This is a genomic window from Xanthomonas sp., assembly GCF_017163755.1.
Classification (GTDB): domain Bacteria; phylum Pseudomonadota; class Gammaproteobacteria; order Xanthomonadales; family Xanthomonadaceae; genus Xanthomonas_A.
In genome coordinates, this window is sequence record NZ_JAFIWC010000005.1 from 143,878 (window position 1) to 170,103 (window position 26,226).

9 protein-coding genes are annotated in these 26,226 nt (G+C 71.0%); all 9 read left to right on the forward strand.

What is annotated here, in order from left to right:
- Window positions 1-209 precede the first annotated feature (209 nt).
- On the forward strand, window positions 210-2,588 hold the full coding sequence (locus JR065_RS05220; protein WP_206232740.1) for a Tat pathway signal protein: 2,379 nt from the start codon (window positions 210-212) through the stop codon (window positions 2,586-2,588).
- 426 nt (window positions 2,589-3,014) lie between these two features.
- A complete protein-coding gene (locus tag JR065_RS05225) occupies window positions 3,015-5,759 on the forward strand; it encodes a TonB-dependent receptor plug domain-containing protein (protein WP_241093401.1) in 2,745 nt (914 codons plus the stop codon).
- Window positions 5,760-5,848: 89 nt separating this feature from the next.
- Window positions 5,849-10,117, forward strand: coding sequence for an Ig-like domain-containing protein (locus JR065_RS05230; RefSeq protein ID WP_429001842.1), 4,269 nt, complete (start codon window positions 5,849-5,851; stop codon window positions 10,115-10,117).
- Window positions 10,114-11,700 (forward strand): family 43 glycosylhydrolase, encoded by a 1,587-nt coding sequence (locus JR065_RS05235; RefSeq protein ID WP_206232743.1) that lies wholly within the window; start codon window positions 10,114-10,116, stop codon window positions 11,698-11,700. The genes JR065_RS05230 and JR065_RS05235 overlap by 4 nt, the downstream gene beginning before the upstream one ends.
- A gap of 17 nt (window positions 11,701-11,717) precedes the next feature.
- Window positions 11,718-14,057, forward strand: coding sequence for a S9 family peptidase (locus tag JR065_RS05240; RefSeq protein WP_206232745.1), 2,340 nt, complete (start codon window positions 11,718-11,720; stop codon window positions 14,055-14,057).
- Window positions 14,058-14,434: 377 nt separating this feature from the next.
- Window positions 14,435-17,344, forward strand: coding sequence for a TonB-dependent receptor plug domain-containing protein (locus JR065_RS05245; protein WP_206232747.1), 2,910 nt, complete (start codon window positions 14,435-14,437; stop codon window positions 17,342-17,344).
- Window positions 17,345-17,555: 211 nt separating this feature from the next.
- Window positions 17,556-19,958 carry a glycoside hydrolase family 127 protein gene (locus JR065_RS05250; protein WP_241093390.1) on the forward strand — a complete coding sequence of 801 codons (2,403 nt, stop codon included), beginning with the start codon at window positions 17,556-17,558 and terminating at the stop codon, window positions 19,956-19,958.
- Window positions 19,959-20,830: 872 nt separating this feature from the next.
- Complete coding sequence (locus JR065_RS05255; RefSeq protein WP_206232749.1) at window positions 20,831-23,737, forward strand: TonB-dependent receptor; 2,907 nt, start codon at window positions 20,831-20,833, stop codon at window positions 23,735-23,737.
- A 20-nt stretch (window positions 23,738-23,757) separates the two neighbouring features.
- Window positions 23,758-26,157, forward strand: a complete 2,400-nt coding sequence (locus tag JR065_RS05260) for a glycoside hydrolase family 127 protein (protein WP_206232751.1) — start codon at window positions 23,758-23,760, stop codon at window positions 26,155-26,157.
- Window positions 26,158-26,226: the final 69 nt, after the last annotated feature.

Genomic DNA, 26,226 nt, shown 5'->3' on the forward strand with positions numbered 1-26,226 from the left:
CCGGTGGGAGAGGGGCTAGCCGGCCGTTCCTTTTCCAATCGGGGAGAAGGTGCTCCGATGGGCGGATGAGGGTACGGGCGAAGCCTCGTGCAGCCGCCGCCGCCTCGCCCCCGCTATGCAATTTTCCGCACCGTTCCTTGCCAGCGGGCACAAGACGCTGCGACGCCCGCGGCGCAGGATGAGGCTGTTTTGCTCATCGGGGACGGGACATGGATCGGAGAGATTTTCTGCGTCAGGGGCTGGCGGTCGGCGCGGTGGCCGGCGTGGGCGAGGCGTTCGCCGGCAGCGTGGCCAGCGCCACGGCGACAACCAGCACCGCGCCGTCGCGGCCGCCGGTGCCGGCGCCACGGCTGCAGCCGCTGGCGGCCGAGGCCCTGGCCGGGCATACGCTGCAATGCCGCTTCGTCGAGGCCGGTGCGCAATGGCAGGTGTACGAAGACCTGCGCAGCGCCGACGGCGACCTGACCCTGCTCGGCCCGGACGGGGCGCTGGTGCTCGGCAAGCGCACCGAGCCGGTCTACCCCAGCACGCAGCCGCCGTACTTCGGCATGAAGCTGGCCGACGTGGCCATGGCCGAAGCCGACCTGCTCGCCGACCGCCTGCTGCGCGACGGCGACCCGCGCCCGGACGAAGTGCGCGACGCGGCGCCGCCGCCGGCCTCCAAGCTCGACCCCAAGGACTACAACGGCCGCCTGCCGTGGACCACCTTCGTCGGCACCCGCGAATGCGCCGACACCATGCCGGTCTACCCCGATGGCCGCACCCGCTGCTACCGCGCCGTGCACGCGTTCCCCGAGCTGGGCAAGGCCGAGCTGATCGAACGCCGCCACGAAGGCCTGATCGGCGGCTGGATGCCGGCGGTGCGCAAGGTGGTGCCGGCCGGCGAGGGCCGCTACTACGACATCCTGCTGTTCGCCGACGTGCTCGCCGACGACCGCTTCATCGTGCAGACCTGGCACCGCAGCGCGCTGGTCGAACGCGGGCAGGTGACCAAGGTGGTCTACGGCTACAGCTACCCCGACTACCCGCCGCGGCGCGGCCCGCGCAGCGCCGAGGACTTCTACCGCGGCCTGCTGGCCTTCGCCGGCTACTGGCAGGGGCTGCTGGCCGACATCGCGCCGGCGCAGCTGCCAGACGCCAGCTGGACCGATATGGCCCGCTTCGCCTTCGCCCGCGAGCTGGTGGTGCGCCCCGGCGGCACCTATCCCAAGTACGGCGCGGTCGACCGCGACTACTACGGCAACGAGTACGACGGCTTCCAGGACACCTTCACCAGCTCGCTATACGCGAACCTGGAGTGGGGCCGCTTCGCCCAGGCCGCGGCGGTGCTGGACGGCTATTTCAGCGACTTCGTACAGGACGACGGCATGGTCAACATGCGCGGCGCCGAGACCGGCCAGTTCGGCCTGACCCTGTCGCTGCTGGCGCGCTACCTGCGCTACACCGGCGATGCGGCGCTGCTGCGCAAGCATCGCGGCAAGATCGAGGCCACCGCGCAGCTGCTGGCCGAACTGCACGACGCCAGCCTGGCGCTGCCGGCCGCCGCGCCGGGGCACGGCCTGATCCACGGCTGGAACGAATCGGACGCCTGCCTGTTCCCCGATCCGACGCTGTGGTGGAAGCCGTACTACGCCAACAGCGCGTTGACCGTGCGCGGCTGGCAGGACATCGCTGCGGTCTGGACCGCGATCGCCGGGCCGGGCGCGCAGGCCAGCGCCGCGCACTGGCAGCGGCGCGCGCAGCAGCTGACCCGGCAGCTGCACAAGACCCTGCGCGGCAACATCCGCCGCGACCTGACCCCGCCCTACATCGGCCCGCTGCCGGGCGTGACGCTGACCTTCCGCCAGTCGCTGCTGCAGGAAAAGCCCAGCGAGCAGGGCTGGCCGCACCGCGTCTACGCCGAGCTGCTGCAGGCCGACGTGCTGCCCGACGACCTCGCCCACCTGGTGATCGACTGCGTGCGCGGCCACGGCGGCACCAGCCTCGGGGTGGTCGGCAACATCGCCCCGCCCACCCCGGAAGGGCGCGACCTGCTCGGCTTCATCTCCTACGGCTATGCGCAGCAGCTGCTGCGCCTGGACCGGATCGAGGAATACCTGCTGTTCCTGTACGCGCACCGCTACCACGTGCACACCCGCGGCAGCTGGACCGCGGGCGAAGTCAGCGGCATCACCGGCGGCATGCCGCTGTTCTGCATCCCGGCGCAGATGACCATCCCGCTGCTGCTGCGCTGGATGCTGGTGTTCGAGGACAGCGCCGGCAAGGAACTGTTCCTGGCCAGGGCGCTGCCGCGCGACTGGCTCGGCAGCGGCGAGACGATCGCGATCGAGGCCGCGCCCACGCGCTGGGGCGCGGTGTCGCTGACCCTGCGCGGCGACCCCGCGCGGCAGCGCATCGACGGCACGCTGGCGCTGCCGGCGCTGGCGCCGGAGCGCACCTGGCTGACCCTGCGCGTGCCGGCCGGCACGCGCCTGCGCGAGGTGCTGGTCGACGGCCGTGCGGCGACGCTGTCGGGGCCGCGCAACGAGCGCGTGCTGGTGCCCGCCGGCGCGGCCCGGCAAGTGACGATTTCGGCCGCCTACGGCTGAGTGACGAAAATGTCGGAAACGTGCCGCCGCGCGCGATTCAGTGCGGTATTCCGCATGTTTAACCGGTAAATACGACAAGACGGCGCGGTCACGCTACGCGCACATTGTGTCCGTGCGATGAAGTCCCGGGGGAGATTTCCGCACGATGCAAGCGGGCTGCCGAACGCAGCGCGGTAAACCTTTCGCGTCGTCGCACGCGCGGCGGTGGGACCTCCCAACCACTGCCGCGCCTGCGCACGGCGTCCTGTCCCAGCACTTTCGCCAACGACCGCGTGCGATGCGCACGGCTGTCCGGGATCTGCTTGCCCGCGCTGCCGGCCGCGATGCCATCGCCGCCCAAAGGAGAGCCCGATGTCGTCTTTGCCCGCACGCGTTCCGCCGCACTCCGCCCGCCCGCCGCAGTACCGGCCGCGACCGCACCTGCTGATGGCGCCGCTCGCCGCGGCGCTGGCGCTGGCCGCCGGCACGCCCGCCGCGCAGGCGCAGGACGCGGCGGCGACCACGCTGGAGCAGATCACGGTGACCGGCAGCCACATCCGCCGCGTCGACGCCGAGACCGCCAGCCCGGTGATCACCATCGACCGGCAACGCATCGAGGACAGCGGCCAGAACACCATCGGCCAGCTGCTGCAGCAACTGCCGGCGATGGCCGGCAACATGCCCAACATCGCGCTGAACTCCGGCTTCAGCCATGGCCGCGCGCTGGTGTCGCTGCGCAACCTGGGCGCCGAGCGCACCCTGGTGCTGGTCAACGGGCACCGCATGGCCGGCCCGGCGAGCAGCGTCGCCGCCGCGCCCGGCGTCGACGTCAACGCGATCCCGGCGTCGATGGTGGAGCGGATCGAGGTGCTGACCGACGGCGCCTCGTCGGTGTACGGCTCCGACGCCATCGCCGGCGTGGTCAACATCATCCTCAAGGACAAGTACGACGGCTTCGCCGCCAACTTCGACTACGGCCAGAGCGCGCACGGCGACGGCAACCGGCGCTCGGTCGGCGTGGAGTGGGGCAAGAGCTGGGACCGCGGCGGCATCATCCTGGGCCTGAGCCGCAGCTCGATGAACGCCCTGTACGACGAGGACCGCAGCTATGCCCGGACCGCGCAGAACTACCTCGGCGGCGAAGTGGTGGAGCGCCGCGGCAACGGCACCCGCGCGTTCCTCGCCGACGGCCGCGTGCTGACCCCCAACAGCGGCCTGGCGCCGGGCGCGGTCGGCACCGACGATTTCCACACCTACGACCAGGCGGTGGAAGGCTACAACTCGTATTTCGGCCAGTACCTGGTCACGCCGGTGGAGCGCACCAACTTCTCCGCCCACGCCAGCTTCGACTTCACCGACAACGTGCAGGGCTATGTCGACCTGTTCTGGACCCGCAGCAAGACCACCTCGCAGCTGACCGCGTTCGGGCTGGAGCTGCCCGGCGCCGCGCAGAACTACTACAACCCGTTCGGCGCGGAGCTTTCGCGCTACCTGCTGCGCTCGGTGCAGGCCAACACGCGCGTGTACAGCTCGCAGATGTACCAGACCAACGTGGTGGCCGGGCTGCGCGGCAGGTTCCAGGACAGCAGCTGGCGGTGGGACGCGGCCGCCGGCTACGCGCGCTACAAGGACACGCTGGTGCGCAACGGCTTTTCGATCACCTCGGCGCTGAACAACGCCGCCGGCGCCTCGTTCCTGGACGGCGACGGCGTGGTCAAGTGCGGCACGCCCGGCAACGTGATCGCCGGCTGCACGCCGATCAACGTGTTCAATCCCGACGATCCGGCCACGATCGCCGCGATCAAGGCCACCCAGCGCCCGGTCGACCTGCTCGACGAGAGCACGATGAAGTTCGCCGAGGCCAGCGTCAACGGCGACCTGTTCAACGTGCCGGCCGGCGCGGTGCAGGCCGCGCTCGGCCTGTCCTTGCGCAAGAACGACTTCTCCCAGGGCACCACCAGCGACGTGGCCGCCGCCGACGCGTTCGGCAACTGCGACTACAACGACGGCTGCATCATGAACCAGGGACACGACGAATCGATCAAGGAGGCCTACGCCGAGGTGCTGATCCCGCTGCTCAAGGACCTGCCCGGGGCGCAGGCGCTGAACCTCAACCTGGGCACGCGCTATTCCAAGTACGACGCCTGGGGCGACACCACCAACAGCAAGATCGCGCTGGAGTGGCGGCCGATCGACAACCTGATGATCCGCGCCACCGGCTCGGAAGTGTTCCGCGCCCCGGCGCTGGGCGACCTGTACGGCTCGCCGTACAACGCGGTGATCGACGCCGCCGGCGACTACACCGATCCGTGCGCCGGCTACACCGGCGGCGGCAACCCCGCCGCCTGCGCCAACGTGCCGGCCGACGGCAGCTTCGCCAACACCTCCTCGTTCACCGTGCTGACCACCGGCTCGGCCAACGCCGGCTTCGCGATCAAGCCCGAGCAGGGCCGTTCCTACAACCTGGGCGCGGTGTACGACCCGGGCTGGATGGAAGGGCTGTCGATCAACGCCGACAGCTGGCGGGTCACGCTCGAGGACATGATCAATGGCATCGGCCTGGACCAGGTGCTGCAGAACTGCTACGACGGCCAGGGCGAGTACTGCCCGCTGATCCAGCGCGGCGCCACCGGGCAGCTGGTCAGCGTGACCGTGCCGTTCGCGATCAACAGCGGCAAGGTCGACATCCGCGGCTACGACGTGGGGCTCAAGTACGCGCTGCGCGAGACCCGGTTCGGCAGCTTCCAGGCCGGCATCGACGCCACCTACCTGTCCAGCTACCGGTTCAGCGGCGACGCGCACAACTACGCCGGCGAGATGTCCAGCTACGGCAACCTGCCGCGCTGGCGCGCCAACCTCAACCTGGGCTGGGACAACGGTCCGTGGCACGCGAGCTGGAACACGCGCCTGCTCGGGCCGACCACGGTCGGCAGTGCGTACGAGGACTTCTGCGTCAACACCGCCGCGGACGGTTCCTGCGTCTACTTCCCGGTGGGCACGGTGACCTACCACGACGCCTCGCTGAGCCGGAAGTTCGCCAGCCTGCACACCACCGTGGCGGTGGGCGTGGACAACCTCGGCGACCGCAAGCCGCCGCACTACTACGGCTACGCCAGCGCGGCCAATACCGACGCCTTCACCTACGACACCATGGGTCGCTACTTCTGGACCCGGATCAGGGCCGAGTTTTGAGGCTGCGCGCCGATCACCGGCGGCGCGCTCCGGGTTCGCCCGCGCGCCGGGCCGGCCTGGCCGCGCGCGGCGCGCTCGCCGCCTTCGTGCTGGCCGGTATCGCGCTGGCGCTGCCCGGCCTGGCGTGGGCGGAGGCGGCGGCCGGCACGGGCGAGGCGCTGCAGGCCAGCAACGCGGCCATCGGCTACCCGCGGTTCAAGGGCGCCGCGCAGCCGCTGCCGGATCCGCAGCTGGGGTTCGCGCCCGGCGGCTACCTGCCGCGGGTGTTCGCCGCCGATCTGGCCGACGGTGCCGGCAGCGCGCCCGGGCGCGATTTCTGGATCGACCGCATGCTGCTGCGCGCCGGCGACGGCGGCGGCTTCGACGACCGCAACAACTGGCTGTTCACCCGCGGCCGCGCCGCCTACATGTACACGCACCAGCCGGAGCAGGTCGGCTTCGTCGGCGACGTCGCCTATTGGCACAAGACCGGCCACGACGCGCTGTTCCGCCTGCAGGCCGAGCTCGACGGCGCGCCGCTGCGCCTGGGCGAGATCGCCGCGCAGCGGCGGCAGACGCCGAGCTACTTCGCCACCGTGTTCGAAGACCCGCAGGCGCACGTGCGCCTGCGCCTGACCAAGTTCATCACCTACGACAACGTCGCCGTCGCCGAGGCGGTGCTGTCCAGCACCGACGGGGTGGCGCGCACGCTGACGCTGAAGGCGACCTCGCCGATGGCCGTCCATGCCGACGGCGCCGAGCTGACCGGCGCGTTCCAGGCGCGCAACGACATCACCACGGTGTTCCCGCGCCTGTCCGGGGACGGCTTCGTCGCCGACGGCCAGGCGCTGGTGCGCCGCGTCGCGCTGCCGGCGTCCGGCGAGGCGGCGCCGCTGAAGCTGCAGCTGGGCCTGACCGCGCGCGAGCTGCCGCAGTCGCTGCAGGCCTACCGCCGCATCGCCGCGCAATCGCCGCAGCAGGCCTATCGCGAGCACGTGGTCGGCTACAACCGCTGGTGGGCCGACAACCTGCCGTACCTGGACACGCCCGAGGACAACCTCGACAAGACCCTGTTCTACCGCTGGTGGCTGCTGCGCTTCAACTTCCTCGACGCGGCGGTGCCCGGCAACGACTACCAGTTCCCGGTGGCGATCGAAGGCGTGCTCGGCTACGACAACGCGATCGTGCTGACCACCGGCATGTTCGTCGACGACCTCAAGTACCTGCGCGACCCGGTCTATGCCTACGGCTCGTGGATCGGCGCCGGCGAGACCGCCGGTGGCGGCAAGTACGTGGACAATCCCGGTTCGCCGGAGAACTGGTCCAATTCCTACGCCCAGTACCTGACCGCCGCGGCATGGCGCGCCTACCAGGTGCACGGCGGGCCGGCGGCGCTGGCCGGCAAGCTGGCGCGCTACGGCAGCGACGACGTGCGCGGGCTGCTGCGCGCCTACGACCGCAACGGCAACGGCCTGATCGAATACGACTGGGCGGCGATGACCGGCAACGACGCCGACGCGGTGTCCTTCGACTGGGCCAAGCGCCACGGCCAAGTGCGCATGGACCGCACCGAGAGCGCCTACGTCTACGCCAACGCGCAGGCCGCCGCGCAAGCCGCCGCGCTGGCCGGCGACCCTGCCGGCGCGCAGGAAATGCAGGCGATGGCGGCGCGGATCCGCCGCAGCGTGCTCGACGTGCTGTGGCAGGACCGCAGCGATCGCGCCGACACGATGGGCCTGCACGGCGACCTGCTCAAGCACCGCCAGGCCGACGGCGCCAGGCGGGCGGTCGACTGGAAGGAGACCAACAACTACTACCCGTTCAGCGTGGGCCTGATGCCCAAGCCCGGCGACGCCGACTACGACCCCAAGTACGTGCGCGCGCTGCGCCTGTTCGCCGACGCCGGCCAGTACCCGATCTTCCCGTTCTACACCGCCAACCAGGCCGACAAGCACGCGCGCGGCGAGGAGGGCAGCAACAACTTCTCGGTGATCAACGCAACCGTCGCCTTCCGCCTGCTCGGCGCGGCGCTGCGCGACTATCCCAGCCCATACCTGGACGCGCAGGCCTACCGCAAGCTGCTGTACTGGAACGCGTGGGCGCACTACATCGACGGCGACAACCGCTATCCGGACCAGAACGAGTTCTGGGCGCAGGGCGAGGCGGCCGACGGCGGCCGCATCGGCTACCGCTCGTGGATCCATCACACCCAGCTCGGCGCGACCAACTTCACCGTGATCGAGGACGCGATGGGGCTGCGCCCGCGCAGCGACGCCAGGATCGAGCTGTACCCGATCGACCTCGGCTGGGACCATTTCGCCGCCGACAACCTGCGCTACCGCGATCGCGACCTGGCCATCGTCTGGGACCGCGACGGACGCCATTACGGCGGCGCGGCGCCCAGGGGCTATTCGCTGTACCTGGACGGGCGCCTGGCGTTCACCGTCGATCGCCTCGCGCACGTGATCTACGATCCGGCCAGCGGCCGCGTGCAGGCCGCGCCGGACGCGGTCAATGCCGGGGCCGCGCAGGTGCAGGTGCTGGCCTCGCACGCGCTGGCGCTGCAGGCGCCGGCGCAGGTGCGTTTCGCCGCCGATGCGCGCGTATCCGGCGTGCTGGCCGATGCCGGCGTGGACACGGCGCTGCCGGCGGGCGCGCGCGATCTCGCGCAGGGCGCGGCGGTCAGCGCCAGCTACGCGGCCGAGGGCTTCCCGGCCGCGGCGGCGGTCGACGGCAGCACCGCCAACGAGCCGTTCTGGGGCAGCGCCGGCTCGCCGTCGCGCAGCGACTGGATCGAACTCGACCTGGGGCGGCCGCAGACGCTGGACGATGTGCGCCTGTACTTCTACCGCAGCTCTTCGCCGCAAGGCGAACAGCATGGCCTCCCCTCCGGCACGCGCGCCGGGTACGCGCCGCCGTGGCTGTACGCGCTGCAGTATTTCGACGGCACGGCGTGGAAGACCGTGCCGGGCCAGGTGCGCGACGCGCCGATCGCGCAGGGCAACCGCAACCGCGTGCGCTTCCCGGCGCTGCGCGCGCAGCGGCTGCGCGTGCTGGTCCTGCATGCCGGCGCGCTGCGCACCGGCATCAAGGAGATCCAGGCCTACGCGAGCGGCGCCAAGGCGCCGGCGGCCATGGCCAACCAGGCGCCGCGGGTCGAGGCCTGGCAGCAGGACGGTGGCGGCAGCGCGCTGCGCCTGGACGGGCGGGTCGGCGACGATGGGTTGCCCCACGGCACGCTGGCGCTGCAGTGGCGCGTGCTGCAGGCGCCGCCCGGCGGCGCGGCGATCTTCGACGACGCGCAGGCGGCCGGCACCCGCGTGCGCTTCACCGCGCCCGGCGCCTACACGCTGCGGCTGCAGGCCGACGACGGTGCGCTGCAGGGGCATGCCGACGTGGCCGCGGTCGCCGCGCCGTTGCCCGCCGGGCAGGGGTTGCAGGTGCAGGGCGAGGCCGAGCCCAGCGCGCAGTTCACCGCCGGCCACCATCGCCTGCAGGCGCTCAACGACGGCCTGCTGCCGGCGCCGGATCAGGCGCCGGCCGCGGACCGGCGCTGGGGCAGCTGGGGCCGCGCGCAACCGGCCTCGGTCTGGGTGCAGTACCAGTGGCGGCAGCCGCAGCGGCTGAACGCGGTGGCGCTGCAGTTCTGGGACGACCAGCCGCAGGGCGGGGTGGCGCCGCCGCGCGCGTGGAAGCTGCAATACCGCGACGGCACGCAATGGCGCGACATCGCGGTACGCGGCGGCTATCCCATCGCCGGCCGTGGCGCGCCCAGCCGGGTCGCGTTCGCGCCGGTGACCACCACTGCGCTGCGCGCGGTGCTGGACACCGCGGTGCAGGGCGACGGCCGCGCCGCGGTCGGCCTCGACGAATGGCAGGTGTTCGCCGAGCGCGCCGACGGCACCGAGCCGATCGACGTGCGCGTGGCGCCCGGCGAGGAGCCCGCATTGCCGCGGCGCGTCGCCGGCTACTTCGCCGACGGCAGCTGGGCCTGGCTGGACGTGCGCTGGCCGCAGCTGGACCGCGCCGCGCTGGCCGGCGAAGGCCGCGTGCAGGTGCAGGGCCTGGCCGACGGCGGCCTGCCGGTGAGCGCCAGCATCTGGGTGCGCGCCGCCGCGCCGGGCCAGGTCAACACGGTGCAGGCGCCGCCGCCGCTGCATACGCGCGCCGGGCAGGCGCCGGCGCTGCCGGAATTCGTCGGCGTGCAGTACAACGACGGGTCTCGCGAACGGGTGCCGGTGCAGTGGCCGCCGCTGGCGCCGTCCGCCTATGCCGCGCCGGGCATCCGCAGCCTGGTCGGCACCGCGCAAGGGCGCGGCGACAGCGGCCGGCTGCCGGTGCGGCTGCAGATCGTGGTCGACCCGGCGGAGGCGCCATGAGCGTGCGCGGCGCGTGCGGCCGGGCGTGGCCGTTGCTGCTGCTGGCGTGCGCGCTGTGCGCGGGCGCCGCGTCGTCGGCGCCCGCGGCGCGCAGCGTACACGCCGCCGGCAACCCGATCCTGGCCGACGGTCGCGACTATTCCGCCGATCCGGCGCCGCTGGTCGCCGACGGCAAGCTGTACATCCTCGCCGGCCGCGACGAGGCGCCGCCGGACGTCAACGACTTCGTGATGCGGCGCTGGCAGCTGCTGGCCAGCGACGACATCGGCAGCGGACGCTGGACCCACTACCCCTCGCTGCTGCGCCCGGAGCAGGTGTTCGCGTGGGCCGCGGCCGGTCGCGCCTACGCCGCGCAGATCGTGCAGGGCCCGGACCGGCGCTACTACCTGTACGCGCCGGTGGAGGAGAGGGGCTCGGCCAACGCCGATCCGTTCGCGATCGGCGTGGCGGTGGCCGACAGCCCGCTGGGGCCGTGGCGCGACGCGCATCCGCAAGGGCCGATCCTGTCGCAGTCGCTGCCGGTCAGCAACACCATCCAGAACATCGACCCGACCGTGCTGGTCAACGACGACGGCCGCGTCTACCTGTACTGGGGCACCTTCGGCAAGCTGTTCGGCATCGAGCTGGAACGCGACATGGTCACACCCAAGGGGCAGGCGCTGGCGGTGACCACGCTGGACGGCTTCTTCGAAGCGCCGTGGCTGTTCCAGCGCAACGGCACCTATTACCTGGCCTATGCCGGCAACCGCACCGGGCCCGGCTCCGACTGCACGCCGACGCTGTACCACGCCTGCATCGCCTACGGCACCGCGCCGTCCCCGCTGGGGCCGTGGACCTACCGCGGGGTGCTGCTGCGGCCGGTGTCCTCCACCACCTCGCATCCGGGCATCGTCGAATTCAAGGGCCGGTGGTACCTGGTCTACCACACCGCCGACGCCAAGGGCGGCGGGCATTTCCGCCGCAGCGTGGCGATCGACCGGCTGGACTGGGACGACACCCGGCAGCCGGCGCGGATCCGGCCGGTGGTCGCCACGCGCGCACCGCAGCCGCCGCTGCCGCCGCAGCGCAACGTCGCCCGCTACGCGCACGCCAGTGCCTCCAACGGCCCGGACATCCCGCACCAGTACTGGTTCGCCGCGCTCAACGACGGCGTGGTCGCGCGCAACCCGCTGCCGCCGCAGATGTGGGGCAGCTGGACGCGCGACAACCCGCCGCAGCAGTGGATCCAGTACAGCTGGGCGCAGCCGGTGGCGCTGGAGCGCAGCCGCATCGTGTTCTGGGCCGACCATCCCGCCGGCGCGAACGAAGGCGTGGCGCCGCCGGCGCGCTGGCACCTGGAATACCGCAAGGACGGGCAGTGGCTGCCGCTGGCGCAGGCGACGCACGCTGCGGCCGCCGGCCGTGTGCAGACGCTGCGTTTCGCGCCGGTGACCACGCGTTGCGTGCGCGCGGTGTTCGATGCGTCCGGCGCCGACGGCCGCTACGCCGCCCTTGCGGTGCAGGAATGGGAAGTGTGGGCCACGCGCGCGCAGCGTCTGGCATCGGCGGACGCTGCGGCTGCGCAACAGTGCGACGATCGTTGAACAGCGGGAGTGCGGCAATGCGGACGGATCGCGGGCATCGCGTCGGGCGACAGGCGTGGCTGCCGCGCGCGCGGCCGCGTGCCGCGGCGGCGCTGCTGCTGGCGCTCGCGCTGGCGCCGTGCGCGCGGGCGGCGCCGGGCGCGGACGACTACCCGCGTGCGCAGACGCTGAGCCGCCGCTACGAGGCGCTGGTCGATCGCGAGCCGTCGCAGCCGGTATGGCTGGACGCCGGGCATTTCCTGTATCGGCGCTCGGTCGCGCGCGCCGGCGCCGCGCCGGCGATCGAGTACCGGCGCGCGGCCGTCGACAGCGGCAGCAACGCGCCCGCCTTCGACCATGCGCGGCTGGCGGCGGCGCTGTCCGCGACCAGCGGGCAGCCGGTCGATGCGACGGCATTGCAGTTGTCCGAGGTGAAGCTGAGCCAGCACCAGTTGGACTTCGAGCGCGATCGCGTACGCTGGCGCTGCGCCTTGCCGGACTACCGCTGCACGCGCAGCGACATGGCCGCGCGCGCACCCGATTCCTACGACATGAGCGTCCCGCTGAAGCAGGGCCCGGCGCATGCGCAGGCTTCGCCGGACGGCCAGTGGCGGGCGTGGGTCGAGGGCGGCAACGTGGTGGTCGCGGCGGCCGCCGGCGGCGCCGCCTTTGCGCTCAGCCGCGACGGCAGCGCGGCCGCGTACTACGCGGTGGACAGCTTCGCCTGGTCGCCGGACTCGACCCGGCTGGTCGCCTACCGGGTCGCGCCGGCGCCGCCGCGCACGGTCTACTACATCGAGTCGGCGCCCGCCGACCAGTTGCAGCCGAAGCTGCACCAGCAGGCCTACGCCAAGCCCGGCGATCCGCTGCCGGTGCTGCGGCCGGTGCTGTTCGACCTGGCCTCGCACCGCGCGCAGGCGGTGCCGGCGACGCTGTTCCCCAATGCGTTCACCCTGGGTTGGCCGCAGTGGCGCAGCGACGGCAGCGGCTTCACCTTCGAGTACAACGAACGCGGCCACCAGCGCTATCGGGTCATCGAGGCCGATGGACTCAGCGCGCAGGCGCGCACGCTGATCGAAGAGACCTCGCCCACCTTCATCGAGTACAGCGCGCTCAGCGGCGATGGCGGCAAGTACTACCGGCACGACTTCGCCGACGGCGCGCGCACCCTGTGGGCGTCCGAGCGCGACGGCTGGGAGCATCTGTACCTGTACGACACGCGCCGCGGCGCCGCGCCACGCCAGGTCACCCGCGGCGAATGGGTGGTGCGCAAGGTCGATCGCGTCGACGAGGCCGCGCAGCAGGTGTACTTCACCGCCTCCGGCATGCTCCCGGGCGAGGACCCGTACTACCAGCACGCCTACCGCATCGGCCTGGACGGCCGCGGCCTGACCGCGCTGACCCCGGCGCCGGCCGATCACCAGGTGGTCTATTCGCCCGATGGGCGCTGGCTGCTCGACCTGTATTCGCGCGTCGACCTGGGGCCGGTGCTGGAACTGCGCCGCAGCGACGACGGTGCGCTGGTGCGGCAGGTCGAGCGCACCGACCTGTCGCGGCTGCTCGCCGCCGGCTGGGTGCCGCCGCTGCCGCTGCATGCGCCCGGCCGCGACGGCAAGACCGAGATCTGGGGCGTGATCCACCGTCCGCAGGGGCTGGATCCGCAGCGCCGCTACCGCGTGGTCGAGGACATCTATGCCGGGCCGCACGGCGCGTTCGTGCCCAAGCGCTTCAGCGCGCGCGTGCCGGCGCTGACCGCGCTCGGCTTCGCCGTGGCGCAGATCGACGGCATGGGCACCAACAACCGCTCGCGCGCGTTCCACGACGTGGCCTGGCGCAACCTCAAGGACGCCGGCTTTCCCGATCGCATCGCCTGGCATCGCGCCGCGGCGGCGCAGTATCCGTGGTACGCGATCGAGCAGGGCGTGGGCATCTACGGCACCTCCGCCGGCGGCCAGAGCGCGCTCGGCGCGTTGCTGTTCCATCCGCAGTTCTATGTCGCGGCGGTGGCCAATTCCGGTTGCCACGACAACCGCATGGACAAGATCTGGTGGAACGAGCAGTGGATGGGCTGGCCGGTCGGGCCGTGGTATTCGGCCTCGTCCAACGTCGACAACGCCTGGCGCCTGCAGGGGCATCTGCTGCTGGTGACCGGCGACATGGACCAGAACGTGGATCCGGCCAGCACCTTCCAGGTCGCCGATCGCTTGATCAAGGCCGGCAAGGATTTCGACCTGCTGGTGGTGCCGGGCGGCGACCACGGCGCCGGCGGCGGGTACGGCCAGCGGCGGCTGCTGGATTTCTTCGTGCGCTGGCTGCAGCAGGCGCCGACCCCGGACTGGAACCGCCAAGCGGCGGCCTCGGCAGCGCTCGCGCACTGACGGCGGCGCGCATGCGGCAGGTGGCGCGCGCCGTGTGGCGGCGAACGCCATCGGTTGCGGCATATCGACAAATTTCCACATCAAAGGCGACGTTTTTCCACAAGACGCTGCGCCTGCAAGCGTGAAACCCTGCAAGTGCGCTGCGCAGTGACGCGCATCGCATTCTGCGCCGTGCGGGGAAGCACGGCCTCCATCGATCGATGCAGGTTCCCGCCGCCATGGGCCACGGGGACGTGGCGTCGTGCGGCCTGGATTCGTGCAGGCCGGCCAACCGAGGACACTCCATGCGCCACGTTCGCTTGCCTTTCCTCCGTCCAGCCTGTTCCTGTCGCGATCGGCGCGGACAAGCGCGCACCCTGCTGTGCGGCGCGATCGCCATGGCGTTGCTGGTGGCGCTGCCGGCCGTGGCGCAGGACGCGGCCGTGGCGCGCGACAAGGCGGCCGCTGCCGCCGAGGGCGGCGATACCGCCACCGACGCCAAGACCCTGGACAACGTCGTCGTCACCGGCTCGCGCATCCGCCGCAACGGTGCGCTAGACGGCCCGACGCCGCTGACCGTGATCGGCGCCGAGCAGATCCGCGCCGCCGGCTATACCGAGATCGCCGACGTGGTGAACCAGTTGCCGAGCCTGGCGCTGACCCAGACCAGCCAGACCGGCAACCTGGCCGGCAATCCCGGCATCAACGCGCTGGACCTGCGCGGCATGGGCACGCAGCGCACGCTGGTGCTGGTCGACGGCCGCCGCCAGGTGCCGGCGATCCCCGGCACCTCGGCGGTGGACGTCAGCAACATCCCCTCCAGCCTGGTCGAGCGCGTGGAAGTCATCACCGGCGGCGCCTCGGCGCTGTACGGCGCCGACGCGGTCACCGGCGTGGCCAACTTCATCCTCAAGAAGGATTTCCAGGGCGTGGACGCCAGCGCCCGCTACGGCGCGTCCAGCCGCGGCGACATGCGCAGCACCAGCATCGATGCGCTGTTCGGCCGCAACTTCGCCGACAACCGCGGCAACGTCACCGTGTACGGCTTCTACGAACGCGAGCCCGATTCGGTGTCCGGCCAGGACCGGCCGTGGACCGCGATGGGCTATCCGATGTACACGCGCAACAACCGCGACCAGCGCTACTGGATCTCCGACAACAACCGCAACATCAACAACGCGCAGGACGCGCAGCTGATCCTGGGCGGTCGCCACTATGCGATGACCGCCGACGGCCGACTGCGCGATCCGGTGCTCGGCCCCGGCGGCTACGTCAACGCCGCGCCGCGGAGCCTGGCCAATCCGGTGGACGCGCTGGGCAGCCTGCTCACCGACGGCGGCGAGTACGGCGGCCGCTACGACTCGTGGTACCTGTCGGTGCCGTCGGACCGCTTCTCCAGCCGCGCCACGTTCAATTTCGATTTCAGCGACAGCCTGCGCCTGTTCGCCAACGTCGGCTATTCGCAGAACAGTTCGCGTTCGGCATGGCGCGCGCTGAGCGCGTTCGGCAGCGAGGCGGTGCCCGCCGACAGCCCGTTCATCACCGACGAGATGCGCGCGGCCAACGGCGGCGCGATCACCGACGGCGTCTACTTCGCCCGCCACTTCGACGACGAACTGGGGCAGGGCGGCAGCGAGTACCGGCGCCGGCTGGTGCAGGGCGTGGTCGGCCTGGAGGGCGACTTCAGCCTGGGCGCGCGGGCGTGGAACTACGCGGCGTACTACTCCTACGGCCGCACCCGGCAGCGCACCCGCGACATCGACACGGTGGCCTACGACCGCTACTACCTGGCGGTCGATTCGACCACCGCCGCCGACGGCAGCGCGGTCTGCCGCAGCACCCTCGACGACCCCGGCAACGGCTGCGTGCCGTTGAACCCGTTCAAGCGCCTGAGCGCCGAGGAGATCGGCTACCTGCGCTACGACACCGACTGGGCCACCACCACCCTGACCCAGCAGGTGCTGTCGGCCTACGCCTCCGGCGGCATCTTCGACCTGCCCGGCGGCGAGGCGCAGATCGTGTTCGGCGGCGAGTACCGCAAGGAGCGCAACGACATCGGCGCGATCGCCCAGTACGACCCGGCCAACCCGGCCTACGACGCCACCCTCGGCACCACCCAGCTGCCGTTGCGCGGACAGTACGACGTCAAGGAGCTGTACAGCGAGTTGCACCTGCCGCTGCTGGCCGGCAAGCCGTTCGCCGAGCGGCTGGGCGTGGACGCGGCGGTGCGCGTGTCCGACTACAACACCGCCGGCCGCACCGTCACCAACAAGTTCGGCATCGACTGGTCGCCGATCCGCGACATCACCCTGCGCGGCACCTACGGCAAGGCGGTGCGCGCGCCCAACATCGGCGAGCTGTACACCGCCAGCAGCATCGGCGGCATGTGGATCACCGATCCGTGCAACACCTACAACCTGAACTACCGCACCGACCGCAGCCAGTACGCCGCGGCCAACTGCGCGCAACTCAATCCGTCCGACAAGGACACCTACTGGCTGTACCGCGACATCGTCACCAAGGGCAACCTGGACCTGGGCACCGAGACCGCCAAGACCCGCACCGTCGGCGTGGTGCTGCGGCCGCGCTTCCTGGAGGATTTCTCGCTGTCGGTGGACTACTACAACATCGACCTGCGCGGCGCGATCGATTCGTTCCCGGCGCAGACCATCATCAACAAGTGCGTCGACGCGCCGACCCTGGACAACCAGTTCTGTTCCTTCGTCGGCCGCGACGCCGGCGGCAATCTGCTCGACGTGGTCACGCAGAAGCTGAACCTGTCGCGCTACCTGACCCGCGGCGTCGATTTCGCCGCGCAGTACCGCTACGACCTGGCCGGGCACTGGGGCCAGAACGCCGGCGCGCTGTCGTTCGACCTGAACTACACGCGCCTGATCCGCCAGGACTACACCCTGGACCCGGACCAGCCGGACGACGTCACCCGCTTCGCCGGCGTGTTCGGCTCGCCGCAATGGAAGGGCGTGCTGCGCAGCACCTGGTCCAACGCGCACGCCGGCGCCACGTGGTCGCTGCGGCACATCGCCAAGATGCGCAACAGCACCGAGATCACCGACACCGACTACCAGAAGGTGTGGACCGGCGATGTGTTCTACAGCGATATCTCCGGCTACTACCGGCTCAAGTCGGGGCTGGAACTGTTCGGCGGCATCACCAACGCGTTCGATCGCGCGCCGCCGCGGGTGCCGGGCGCGGAGGCCGGCGGGGCCAATTTCGAACTCGGCTACCACGCCGGCGTGTACGACGTGATCGGGCGGATGTACTACGGCGGGATCCGCCTGGCGCTGTGACGACCGCGGACCGCCTGCGCGGATTCGGCACAAATCCGCATGCGAGCGCACCACCGCCGACAAGACCCGGGCGCGTATCGATGACACAGTGCGATGGCGCAGTCCATCGTCGCGGCGATCGGCCGCCGCGCTGCCGCCAATGCAAAGGAGCCGCAATGCCTCGTTTCGTGTCCCGCCCGATCTGCGCCGCCGACCGCCGGCACGGTGTCCGATGAACTGCGGCCACGAGCACCTGCACCCGACGCCGTGCGCCGCTGCCGACGCTGCGGCGCTGGATCCGTCGCGCCGCCGTTTCCTGGCATGGAGCGCGCTGGCGATGGCCGCCGGGCTGTTGCGCTTCCCATTGGATGCGGCCGCGTCCAGCGCCGGGCGCGTGCAGGCGTTGCCGCTGCAGCAGGTCGCGCTCAAGCCGTCGCTGTTCCTGGATTCGCTGCAGACCAATCGCCGCTACCTGCTGGAGCTGGAGCCGGACCGGCTGCTGCACAATTTCCTGAAGTACGCCGGCTTGCCGCCCAAGGGCGAGCTGTACGGCGGCTGGGAAGGCGACACCATCGCCGGGCACACGCTGGGCCACTACCTCAGCGCGCTGGCCAAGATGCATGCGCAGACGCGCGATGCCGAGCTGCGCACGCGCATCGACTACATCGTCGGCGAACTGGCGCGCGCGCAGGCGCAGGACGCGGACGGCTACGTCGGCGGCTTCACCCGCAAGAACGACAAGGGCCAGATCGACGGCGGCAAGGCGGTCATGGAGGACGTGCGCCGCGGCATCATCAAGGGCAGCAAGTTCAACCTCAACGGCAGCTGGTCGCCGCTGTACACCCAGCACAAGCTGTTCGCCGGCCTGCTCGATGCGCACGCGCTGGCCGGCAACGCCCAGGCGCTGGCGGTGCTGGTGCCGATGGCCGGATATTTCGCCGGCGTGTTCGACGCGCTCGACCACGCGCAGATGCAGGCCTTGCTGGATACCGAGTTCGGCGGCCTCAACGAGTCCTACATCGAGCTGGGCGCGCGCACCGGCCAGGCGCGCTGGATCGCGATCGGCAAGCGCCTGCGCCACGAGAAGGTGATCGACCCGGCGGCGGCCGGCCGCGACGCGCTGCCGCATATCCACGCCAACACCCAGGTGCCCAAGTTCATCGGCGAGGCGCGCCAGTTCGAGGTCGCCGGCGACGCCGATGCGGCCGCCGCGGCGCGCTTCTTCTGGGAGACGGTGACCGCGCACTACAGCTACGTGATCGGCGGCAACGCCGACCGCGAGTACTTCCAGGAACCGGACACCATCGCCGCGTTCCTGACCGAGCAGACCTGCGAGCACTGCAACAGCTACAACATGCTCAAGCTGACCCGGCACCTGTACCAGTGGACGCCGCAGGCGCGCTATTTCGACTACTACGAGCGCACCCTGCACAACCACGTCATGGCCGCGCAGCATCCGGCCACCGGCATGTTCACCTACATGACGCCGATGATCAGCGGCGGCGAGCGCGGCTTCTCCGACAAGTTCGATTCGTTCTGGTGCTGCGTCGGCAGCGGCATGGAGGCGCATGCGCAGTTCGGCGACTCGATCTACTGGCAGGACGCCTCCGCGCTGTACGTCAACCTGTACATCCCTTCGAGCCTGGACTGGCCCGAGCGCGACCTGGCGCTGGAGCTGGACAGCGGCGTGCCGGACAACGGCAAGGTGCGGCTGCAGCTGCGCCGCGCCGGCGCGCGCACGCCGCGGCGCCTGCTGCTGCGGTTGCCGGCCTGGTGCCAGGGTGGTTACACGTTGCGGCTCAACGGCGAGGCCCAGCGCGGCACGGTCGCCGACGGCTACCTGGCGCTGGAGCGGCAGTGGCGCAGCGGCGATGTGATCGAACTGGACCTGGCGATGCCGCTGCGCCTGGAGCACGCCGCCGGCGACGCCGACACCGTGGTGGTGATGCGCGGCCCGCTGGCGCTGGCCGCCGACCTGGGCCCGGTCGCAACGCCCTACGACGCGCCGGACCCGGCGCTGGTGGCCGCGGCCGACCCGCTGGCCGGCTTCGCCGAGCTGCCGCAGCCCGGGCACTTCCTGGCCGCCGGCACGCAGCCGCCGGGGCTGACCTTCGTGCCGTTCTACGCGCAGTACGAACGCCGCAGCGCGCTGTACCTCAAGCGCATGGCGCCAGCGCAGTGGGCGCAGGAAGCGGACCGGCGCGCGCGCCAGCAGGCCGAGCGCGCGGAGCTGCAGGCCAGTGCGGTGGACATGATCCAGTTCGGCGACGAGGCCTCCGAGCAGGCGCACAAGCTGCGCAGCGACACCTCCTTCGGCGGCGCCTACCGCCGCCAGCAATGCCGCGACGTGCGCGGCAAGGGCTTCGTCGAGTTCCAGATGCGCGGCAGCGCGCAGCCGCTGGCGTTGCGCCTGCGCTTCTGGGGCAGCGACAAGGGGCGCTTCAACATCCTGGTCAACGGCAAGCTGGCGGTGGAGGTGCAGGTGGAGCGCGGGCAGGTGATCGACTTCGTCGACCGCGACTACCCGCTGCCACCGGCGCTGACCCGCGACGCGGCGCAGTTGACGTTGCGCATCGAGCCGCAACACGGCGACACCGCCGGTCCGCTGTTCGGCGGCTGGTTGATCCCCGCCTGAGGTAGCCGACGCGCCGCGGCGTCCGCGCCGCGTTCGCCATGCGCGCAGGACAGTGCTGCGCGGGTGCCGCAGTCGCCGTACAGCGCGGCTGTCCGACGGCGTCGCCGAACGGCACCGCCGCGTCGCCTGGCATGCCGTGTCCGCAGAAGTTGCCGCGGCCGTCGTTCTGCCAGACGCACCTGCCACGGGACGAAGCGCGGCACCTGGATCACCGGCCGGCAGGTCGAGCGCGCCATCCTGGTCGAAGTCGACGACCGTGCCGCCCCAGCCGAAAGAACGGTGGCTGGCCGCCGCGCGCCGTCCAGGTGCGTACCGGGTCGATCCCCAAGCACGCAGCGCGCCGGCACCGTGCTGTATGCGGACTTGGGCAGCGCCGCGCGGCGTCGGCGGGCCTTCTAGATTGCCGCGGCGCCGCGGTGGAGCGGCGCACGCATCGCGTGTCCGCGTGCGACCGGACGCGCGAGCATTTGCCCAACCGTGCCGTTTTCCGCATGCATAGCCGTTAATTGCGACAAGACTTGCGCCGGGATAAAGCGCACATTGTGACTGCATCGTGAAAACGCGTTGAACAAAGCGTTCCATGGCAGCGATGAATTGGGGCGACGACGAACGTGGCCACAGCGCTGCCGCGTAACGCTGTGACATGCAGTACCAGGGCATGGCTGGCCGCAGCACGCGGCCGACAGGGCGCCATCCCCTCGCTTCACCCGGCCTTTCCGAAGGGCGGGCTGCAGGACGCAGGCTGTACTGGCGGACGCCCCATGGGCGCCGTGTTTCCTAAAACCATTCCGTCCGCTGGCGCATAGCCGGTGCGGACGCGCTTTAGCCAACGAATCGCCATGCCACGCGCCGATACCGCTCAGGAGATCTCCATGCCGTTTTCGCAAGCAACCCCGCAAGCAACCAAGTCCGCATCCCGCGCGCCGCAGCTGCAGCCGCTGGCGCTGGCGGTGGTCTCAGCGCTGGCGCTCGGCGCATCGTGGTCGGCGCTGGCGCAGGACGCCGCCGCGGCCGCCACCGACGACGGCAAGACCCAGACCCTGGACAGCATCGTCGTCACCGGCTCGCGCATCCGCCGCGTCGACACCGAGACCGCCAACCCGGTGGTGACCATCAGCCGCGCGCAGATCGAGGCCACCGGCAAGGCGACGCTGGGCGACCTGGTGCAGGAACTGCCGTCGATGGCCGGCAATGCGACCAACCCCAACACCAACAACGGCGGCGGCACCGGCGCCTCGACGATCTCGCTGCGCGGCCTGGGCGACAAACGCACGCTGCTGCTGGTCAACGGCACGCGCCTGGCCAGCAACGACGTCAACGCGATCCCGGCGACGATGATCGAGCGGGTGGAGGTGCTCAGCAACGGCGCCTCGGCGGTGTACGGCTCCGACGCGATCGGCGGTGTGGTGAACTTCATCATGCGCAAGGGCTTCGACGGCGTGGAGCTGAGCAGCGACTTCGGCACCAGCTCGCGCAGCGACGGCAACCGCCGCAACTTCTCGCTGACCGCCGGCAAGACCTGGGACCGCGGCAGCGTGATCGCCGGCGCGTCCTACCACGACATCGACCCGGTCTCGGCCGGCGCGCGCGGCTACTCCAAGGACGCGCTGTCGCTGATCGACGGCGAAGCGGTCAAGCAGGGCTCGTCGGCGACGCCGACCGGCAGCATCAGCTTCAACGACGGCTCGGCGGAAGCCGCTGCGCTGGCCGCGGCCAACGGCTGTTCGCGGGTGACCTACAACGGCGGTGGCGGCAGCCCCACCACCCCCAGCCAGTACCACTGCTACAACGCCGCGGCCGATTCGTACAACTACCAGCCGTTCAACCTGCTGCAGACGCCGCAGGAGCGCACCAACGCGTTCCTGATCGGCAGCTTCCGCTTCAACGACCACGTCGAAGGCTACGTCAACAGCTACTTCAGCAAGACCAGCTCGGCGTCGATCATCGCGCCGATCCCGATGTTCGCCAACGGCGACAACTTCCTGGTGTCCTCGGCCAGCTACTACAACCCGTTCGGGCTGAACTTCGGCACCGACCGCGCCGCCGGCCGGTCGTACAACGACTTCAACACCCGCGCCACCGGGCTCGGCAACCGCCGCTACGAATACAACACCTACAATTTCCAGATCAATCCCGGCCTGCGCGGCAGCTTCGGCGACAGCTCGTGGCAATGGGACGCCAACGTCAACTACGGCAGGGTCAAGCAGAAGTCCACCAACTACGGCTTCCTGAACTACGCCGCGTTCAATGCCGCGGTCGGCCCGTCGTTCCTGGACAGCGACGGCACGGTCAGGTGCGGCAGCGCCGGCGCGGCGATCGCCGGCTGCACGCCGATCGACATCTTCAACCTCAACAGCCCGGACAACCTGGCGGCGCTGGAGGCGCTGGTGGTCAACCCGATCGTCACCAGCGTGTACCGGGTCAAGCAGTTCGAGGCCAACGCCAACGGCAACCTGTTCGACCTGCCGGCCGGCACGGTGAGCCTGGCCGCTGGCGTGTCCTACCGCAAGGAGAGCACCACCACCTCGGCCGATGCGCTGTGGACGGGCGACGAGAACGGCCTGTGCGGGGTGATCGAATACTGCGCCAGCGTGCTCGGCGGCAGCTTCAGCGTCAAGGAAGCCTATGCCGAGGCGCTGTTCCCGCTGCTGTCGGAGCTGCCGATGGTGCATTCGCTGAACCTGACCCTGGGCAGCCGCTTCTCCGACTACGATTCGGTCGGCAGCAAGACCAACAGCAAGGTATCGCTGGAGTGGCGCCCGATCGAGAACCTGCTGCTGCGCGGCACGGTGTCGCAGGTGTTCCGCGCGCCGAACATCAACGAACTCTATTCCGGCGTGGTCGGCGATTCGGCCACGGTCAACGATCCGTGCAACGGCTACACCGGCGGCCACGAGGGCGCCTGCGCCAACGTGCCTACCGACGGCAGCTACCAGCAGCCGGACAACCAGATCAGCGGCAAGGCCTCCGGCGCGGTGGTGGCCGGCTACCAGCTCAAGCCGGAGACCGGCAAGTCCTACGACTTCGGCATCGTCTACGATCCGGACTGGATCGACGGCCTGTCGATCAGCGCGGACGTGTGGCGCATCGAGCTGGAAGACACCATCACCACGGTGTCGGCGCAGACGATCTTCAACCAGTGCTACGCCAATTCGGCCAGCGCGTTCTGCCCGCTGATCCACCGCAACGACAACGGCACCATCAACTACGTGGCCGAGCCGACCGTCAACCTGGGCAAGCTGTGGGCGCGCGGCGCCGATTTCAGCCTGAGCTACCGCCTGCCCGACACCGCGTGGGGCAGCTTCGCCGCCGGCCTGAACGGCACCTACGTGATCCGCTACGACATCAACCCGGACACCACCGATCCGAACACCGTCACCATCCACAACGCGGGCAAGTACACCCAGGCCTACGGCAATTTCCCGCGCTGGCGCGCGCTCGGCACGCTGAGCTGGAACCTGGGCAACTGGAATGCCGGCTACCGGCTGCGCTACGTGGGCGCCACCGAGATCGGCAGCGCCGATGCGCGGCAGAACCTGTCGGCCGACGTCGGCCAGGCCGGCGTGGTGCGCCCGATCGGCGCCTTCGTCTACCACAACGCGCAGCTCGGCTATGACTTCGCGCAGTGGCATACCCGGGTGGAACTGGGCGTGGACAACCTCACCGACAAGCAGCCGCCGCTGTACTACGCCAACAACGGCGGCAACGCCAATACCGACGTGGCCACCTACGACCTGCTGGGCCGTTACTACTGGGTCCGGGCGACGGTGAAGTTTTGAGCCGCGCCGGCGATCGGGCGATGGCGTCGGCGGCGGCCGGCGCCGACGCGGAATCCGGCGCCGCGACGCACGCGCCGTCGCTGTCGCGGCGGCGCTTCCTGGCCTGGAGCGCGCTGGCGGTCGCGGCGGGGCTGCTGCGCTTCCCGGCCGACGCGCAGGCCAGCGTCGCCGGACGCGTGCGGCCGCTGCCGCTGGCGTCGGTGCGGCTGCGCCCGTCGATGTTCCTGGATTCGCTGCAGACCAACCGCGGCTACCTGCTGCGCCTGCAGGCCGACCGCCTGCTGCACAACTTCCGGCTCTACGCCGGGCTGGAGCCCAAGGCGCCGGTGTACGGCGGCTGGGAGGCCGACACCATCGCCGGGCACACGCTCGGCCACTACCTGAGCGCGCTGGCGCTGCTGCACGCGCAGACCGGCGACGGCGCCTGCCTGCGCCGCGCGAACTACATCGTCGCCGAGCTGGCGCAATGCCAGCAGCGCGCCGGCGACGGCTACGTGGCCGGATTCACCCGCAAGAACGACGCCGGGCAGATCGAGAGCGGCCGCGCGGTGTTCGACGAAGTGGCCCGCGGCGACATCCGCCCGCTGCCGTTCTACCTCAACGGCAGCTGGGCGCCGCTGTACACCTGGCACAAGCTGTTCGCCGGGCTGCTCGACGTGCACCAGCACTGCGCGCAGCCGCAGGCGCTGCAGGTGGCGCTGGGCCTGGGCGGCTACCTGGACGCGGTGTTCGCGCGGCTCAGCGACGCGCAGCTGCAGCAGGTGCTCAGCTGCGAGTTCGGCGGGCTCAACGAATCGTTCGTGGAACTGCACGCGCGCACCGGCGAGGAACGCTGGCTGTGGCTGGCGCGGCGCCTGCACCACCATGCGGTGATCGATCCGCTGGTCGCCCAGCGCGACGAACTGGCGCACCAGCACTCCAACACCAACATCCCCAAGCTGATCGGCCTGGCCCGCGAGTTCGAGGTCGGCGGCGACCCGGCCGCGGCCGCGGCGTCGCGCTTCTTCTGGGAGACGGTGGTCGCGCACCACACCTACAGCATCGGCGGCAACGGCGACCGCGAGTATTTCCAGCAGCCGGACAGCATCTCGCGCTTCATCACCGAGCAGACCTGCGAGCACTGCGCCAGCTACAACATGCTCAAGCTGACCCGGCACCTGTACCAGTGGACGCCGCAGGCGCGCTACTTCGACTACTACGAACGCACGCTGCTCAACCACGTGATGGCGCAGCAGCACCCGCGGACCGGCATGTTCACCTACATGACGCCGCTGCTCGCCTGCGAGGCGCGCGCGTATTCCAAGCCGTTCGACGATTTCTGGTGCTGCGTCGGCACCGGCATGGAAGCGCACGCGCAGTTCGGCGACTCGATCTACTGGCACGACGACGAAAGCCTGTACGTGAACCTGTACATCGCGTCCAGCGCGGCCTGCGATGCGCTGGGGCTGGGCGTGCAACTGGACACCACCTTGCCGCTGCAGGGCCAGGCCACGTTGACGCTGACGCGCGCGAGCGATCCGCGCGAGCGGACCATCGCGTTGCGCATCCCCGGCTGGGCCGACGGTTTCGGCGTGCGCGTCAACGGCGCGCCGGTCGCGGCCGATGCCGAGCAGGGCTATGTGCGGCTGCGGCGTAGCTGGCGCCCGGGCGACACGGTGCAGCTGACGCTGCCGATGGCGCTGCGGCTGGAGCCGACCGGCGACGATCCGCAACTGGTATCGGTGCTGCATGGCCCGCTGGTGCTGGGCGCCGATCTCGGCGCGGCCGATGCGCCGTGGGACGGGCGCGAGCCGGCGCTGGTGGCCGATGGCGCGCTGCTGCAGGCGTTCCGCGCGCTGCCGCAGCCGGGCGAATATGTGTTCAGCGGCGCCGACGGCAGCGCGCCGCTGCGGCTGGCACCGTTCCATGGCCTGCACGACCGGCGCAGCGCGGTGTACTTCGCCAGCGCCGATCCGGCGGCGTGGCAGCGGCTGCAGCAACAGCGTGCGCAGGCCGCGGCGGCGGAGCAGGCATGGCAGGCGCAGGCGCTGGACGCGGTGGCGCTGGGCGACGCGGCCTCGGAAAAGGCGCACGGCCTGCGCAGCGACCAGTCCTACGACCTCAGCTACCGGCGCCGCAAGGGCCGCGACGCGCGCACTGGCGGCTTCATCGAGTTCGACCTGCGCAACGCGGCGCAGGCGCAGGTGCTGCGCCTGCGCTACTGGGGCGACGAAACCCGGCGCCGCTTCCGGATCCTGGCCGACGGCGAACGGGTGGCCGACGAACGCCTGGACGGCAACCGCGGCCTGGACTTCGTCGACGTCGACTATCCGTTGCCGCCATCGCTGGCCGGACGCGACACGCTGCGGGTGAGGATCGAGCCGGAGAAGGGCTACTCGGCCGGTCCGGCCTTCGGCTGCTGGTTGCTGCGCGCGGGCTAGGACCGGCGCCACGTTGGCCCGCCGCAGCGGTTGGCGGGCTCTGGGCGGCATCCAACGCATCGCGTCTTG

What these genes read in the sequence shown, in the direction of transcription:
- JR065_RS05220 (WP_206232740.1), top strand. Translation starts at nt 210, where the DNA reads ATGGATCGGAGAGATTTTCTGCGTCAGGGGCTGGCGGTCGGCGCGGTG.
- JR065_RS05225 (WP_241093401.1), top strand. Translation starts at nt 3,015, where the DNA reads ATGGCGCCGCTCGCCGCGGCGCTGGCGCTGGCCGCCGGCACGCCCGCC.
- JR065_RS05235 (WP_206232743.1), top strand. Translation starts at nt 10,114, where the DNA reads ATGAGCGTGCGCGGCGCGTGCGGCCGGGCGTGGCCGTTGCTGCTGCTG.
- JR065_RS05240 (WP_206232745.1), top strand. Translation starts at nt 11,718, where the DNA reads ATGCGGACGGATCGCGGGCATCGCGTCGGGCGACAGGCGTGGCTGCCG.
- JR065_RS05245 (WP_206232747.1), top strand. Translation starts at nt 14,435, where the DNA reads ATGGCGTTGCTGGTGGCGCTGCCGGCCGTGGCGCAGGACGCGGCCGTG.
- JR065_RS05250 (WP_241093390.1), top strand. Translation starts at nt 17,556, where the DNA reads ATGAACTGCGGCCACGAGCACCTGCACCCGACGCCGTGCGCCGCTGCC.
- JR065_RS05255 (WP_206232749.1), top strand. Translation starts at nt 20,831, where the DNA reads ATGCCGTTTTCGCAAGCAACCCCGCAAGCAACCAAGTCCGCATCCCGC.
- JR065_RS05260 (WP_206232751.1), top strand. Translation starts at nt 23,758, where the DNA reads ATGGCGTCGGCGGCGGCCGGCGCCGACGCGGAATCCGGCGCCGCGACG.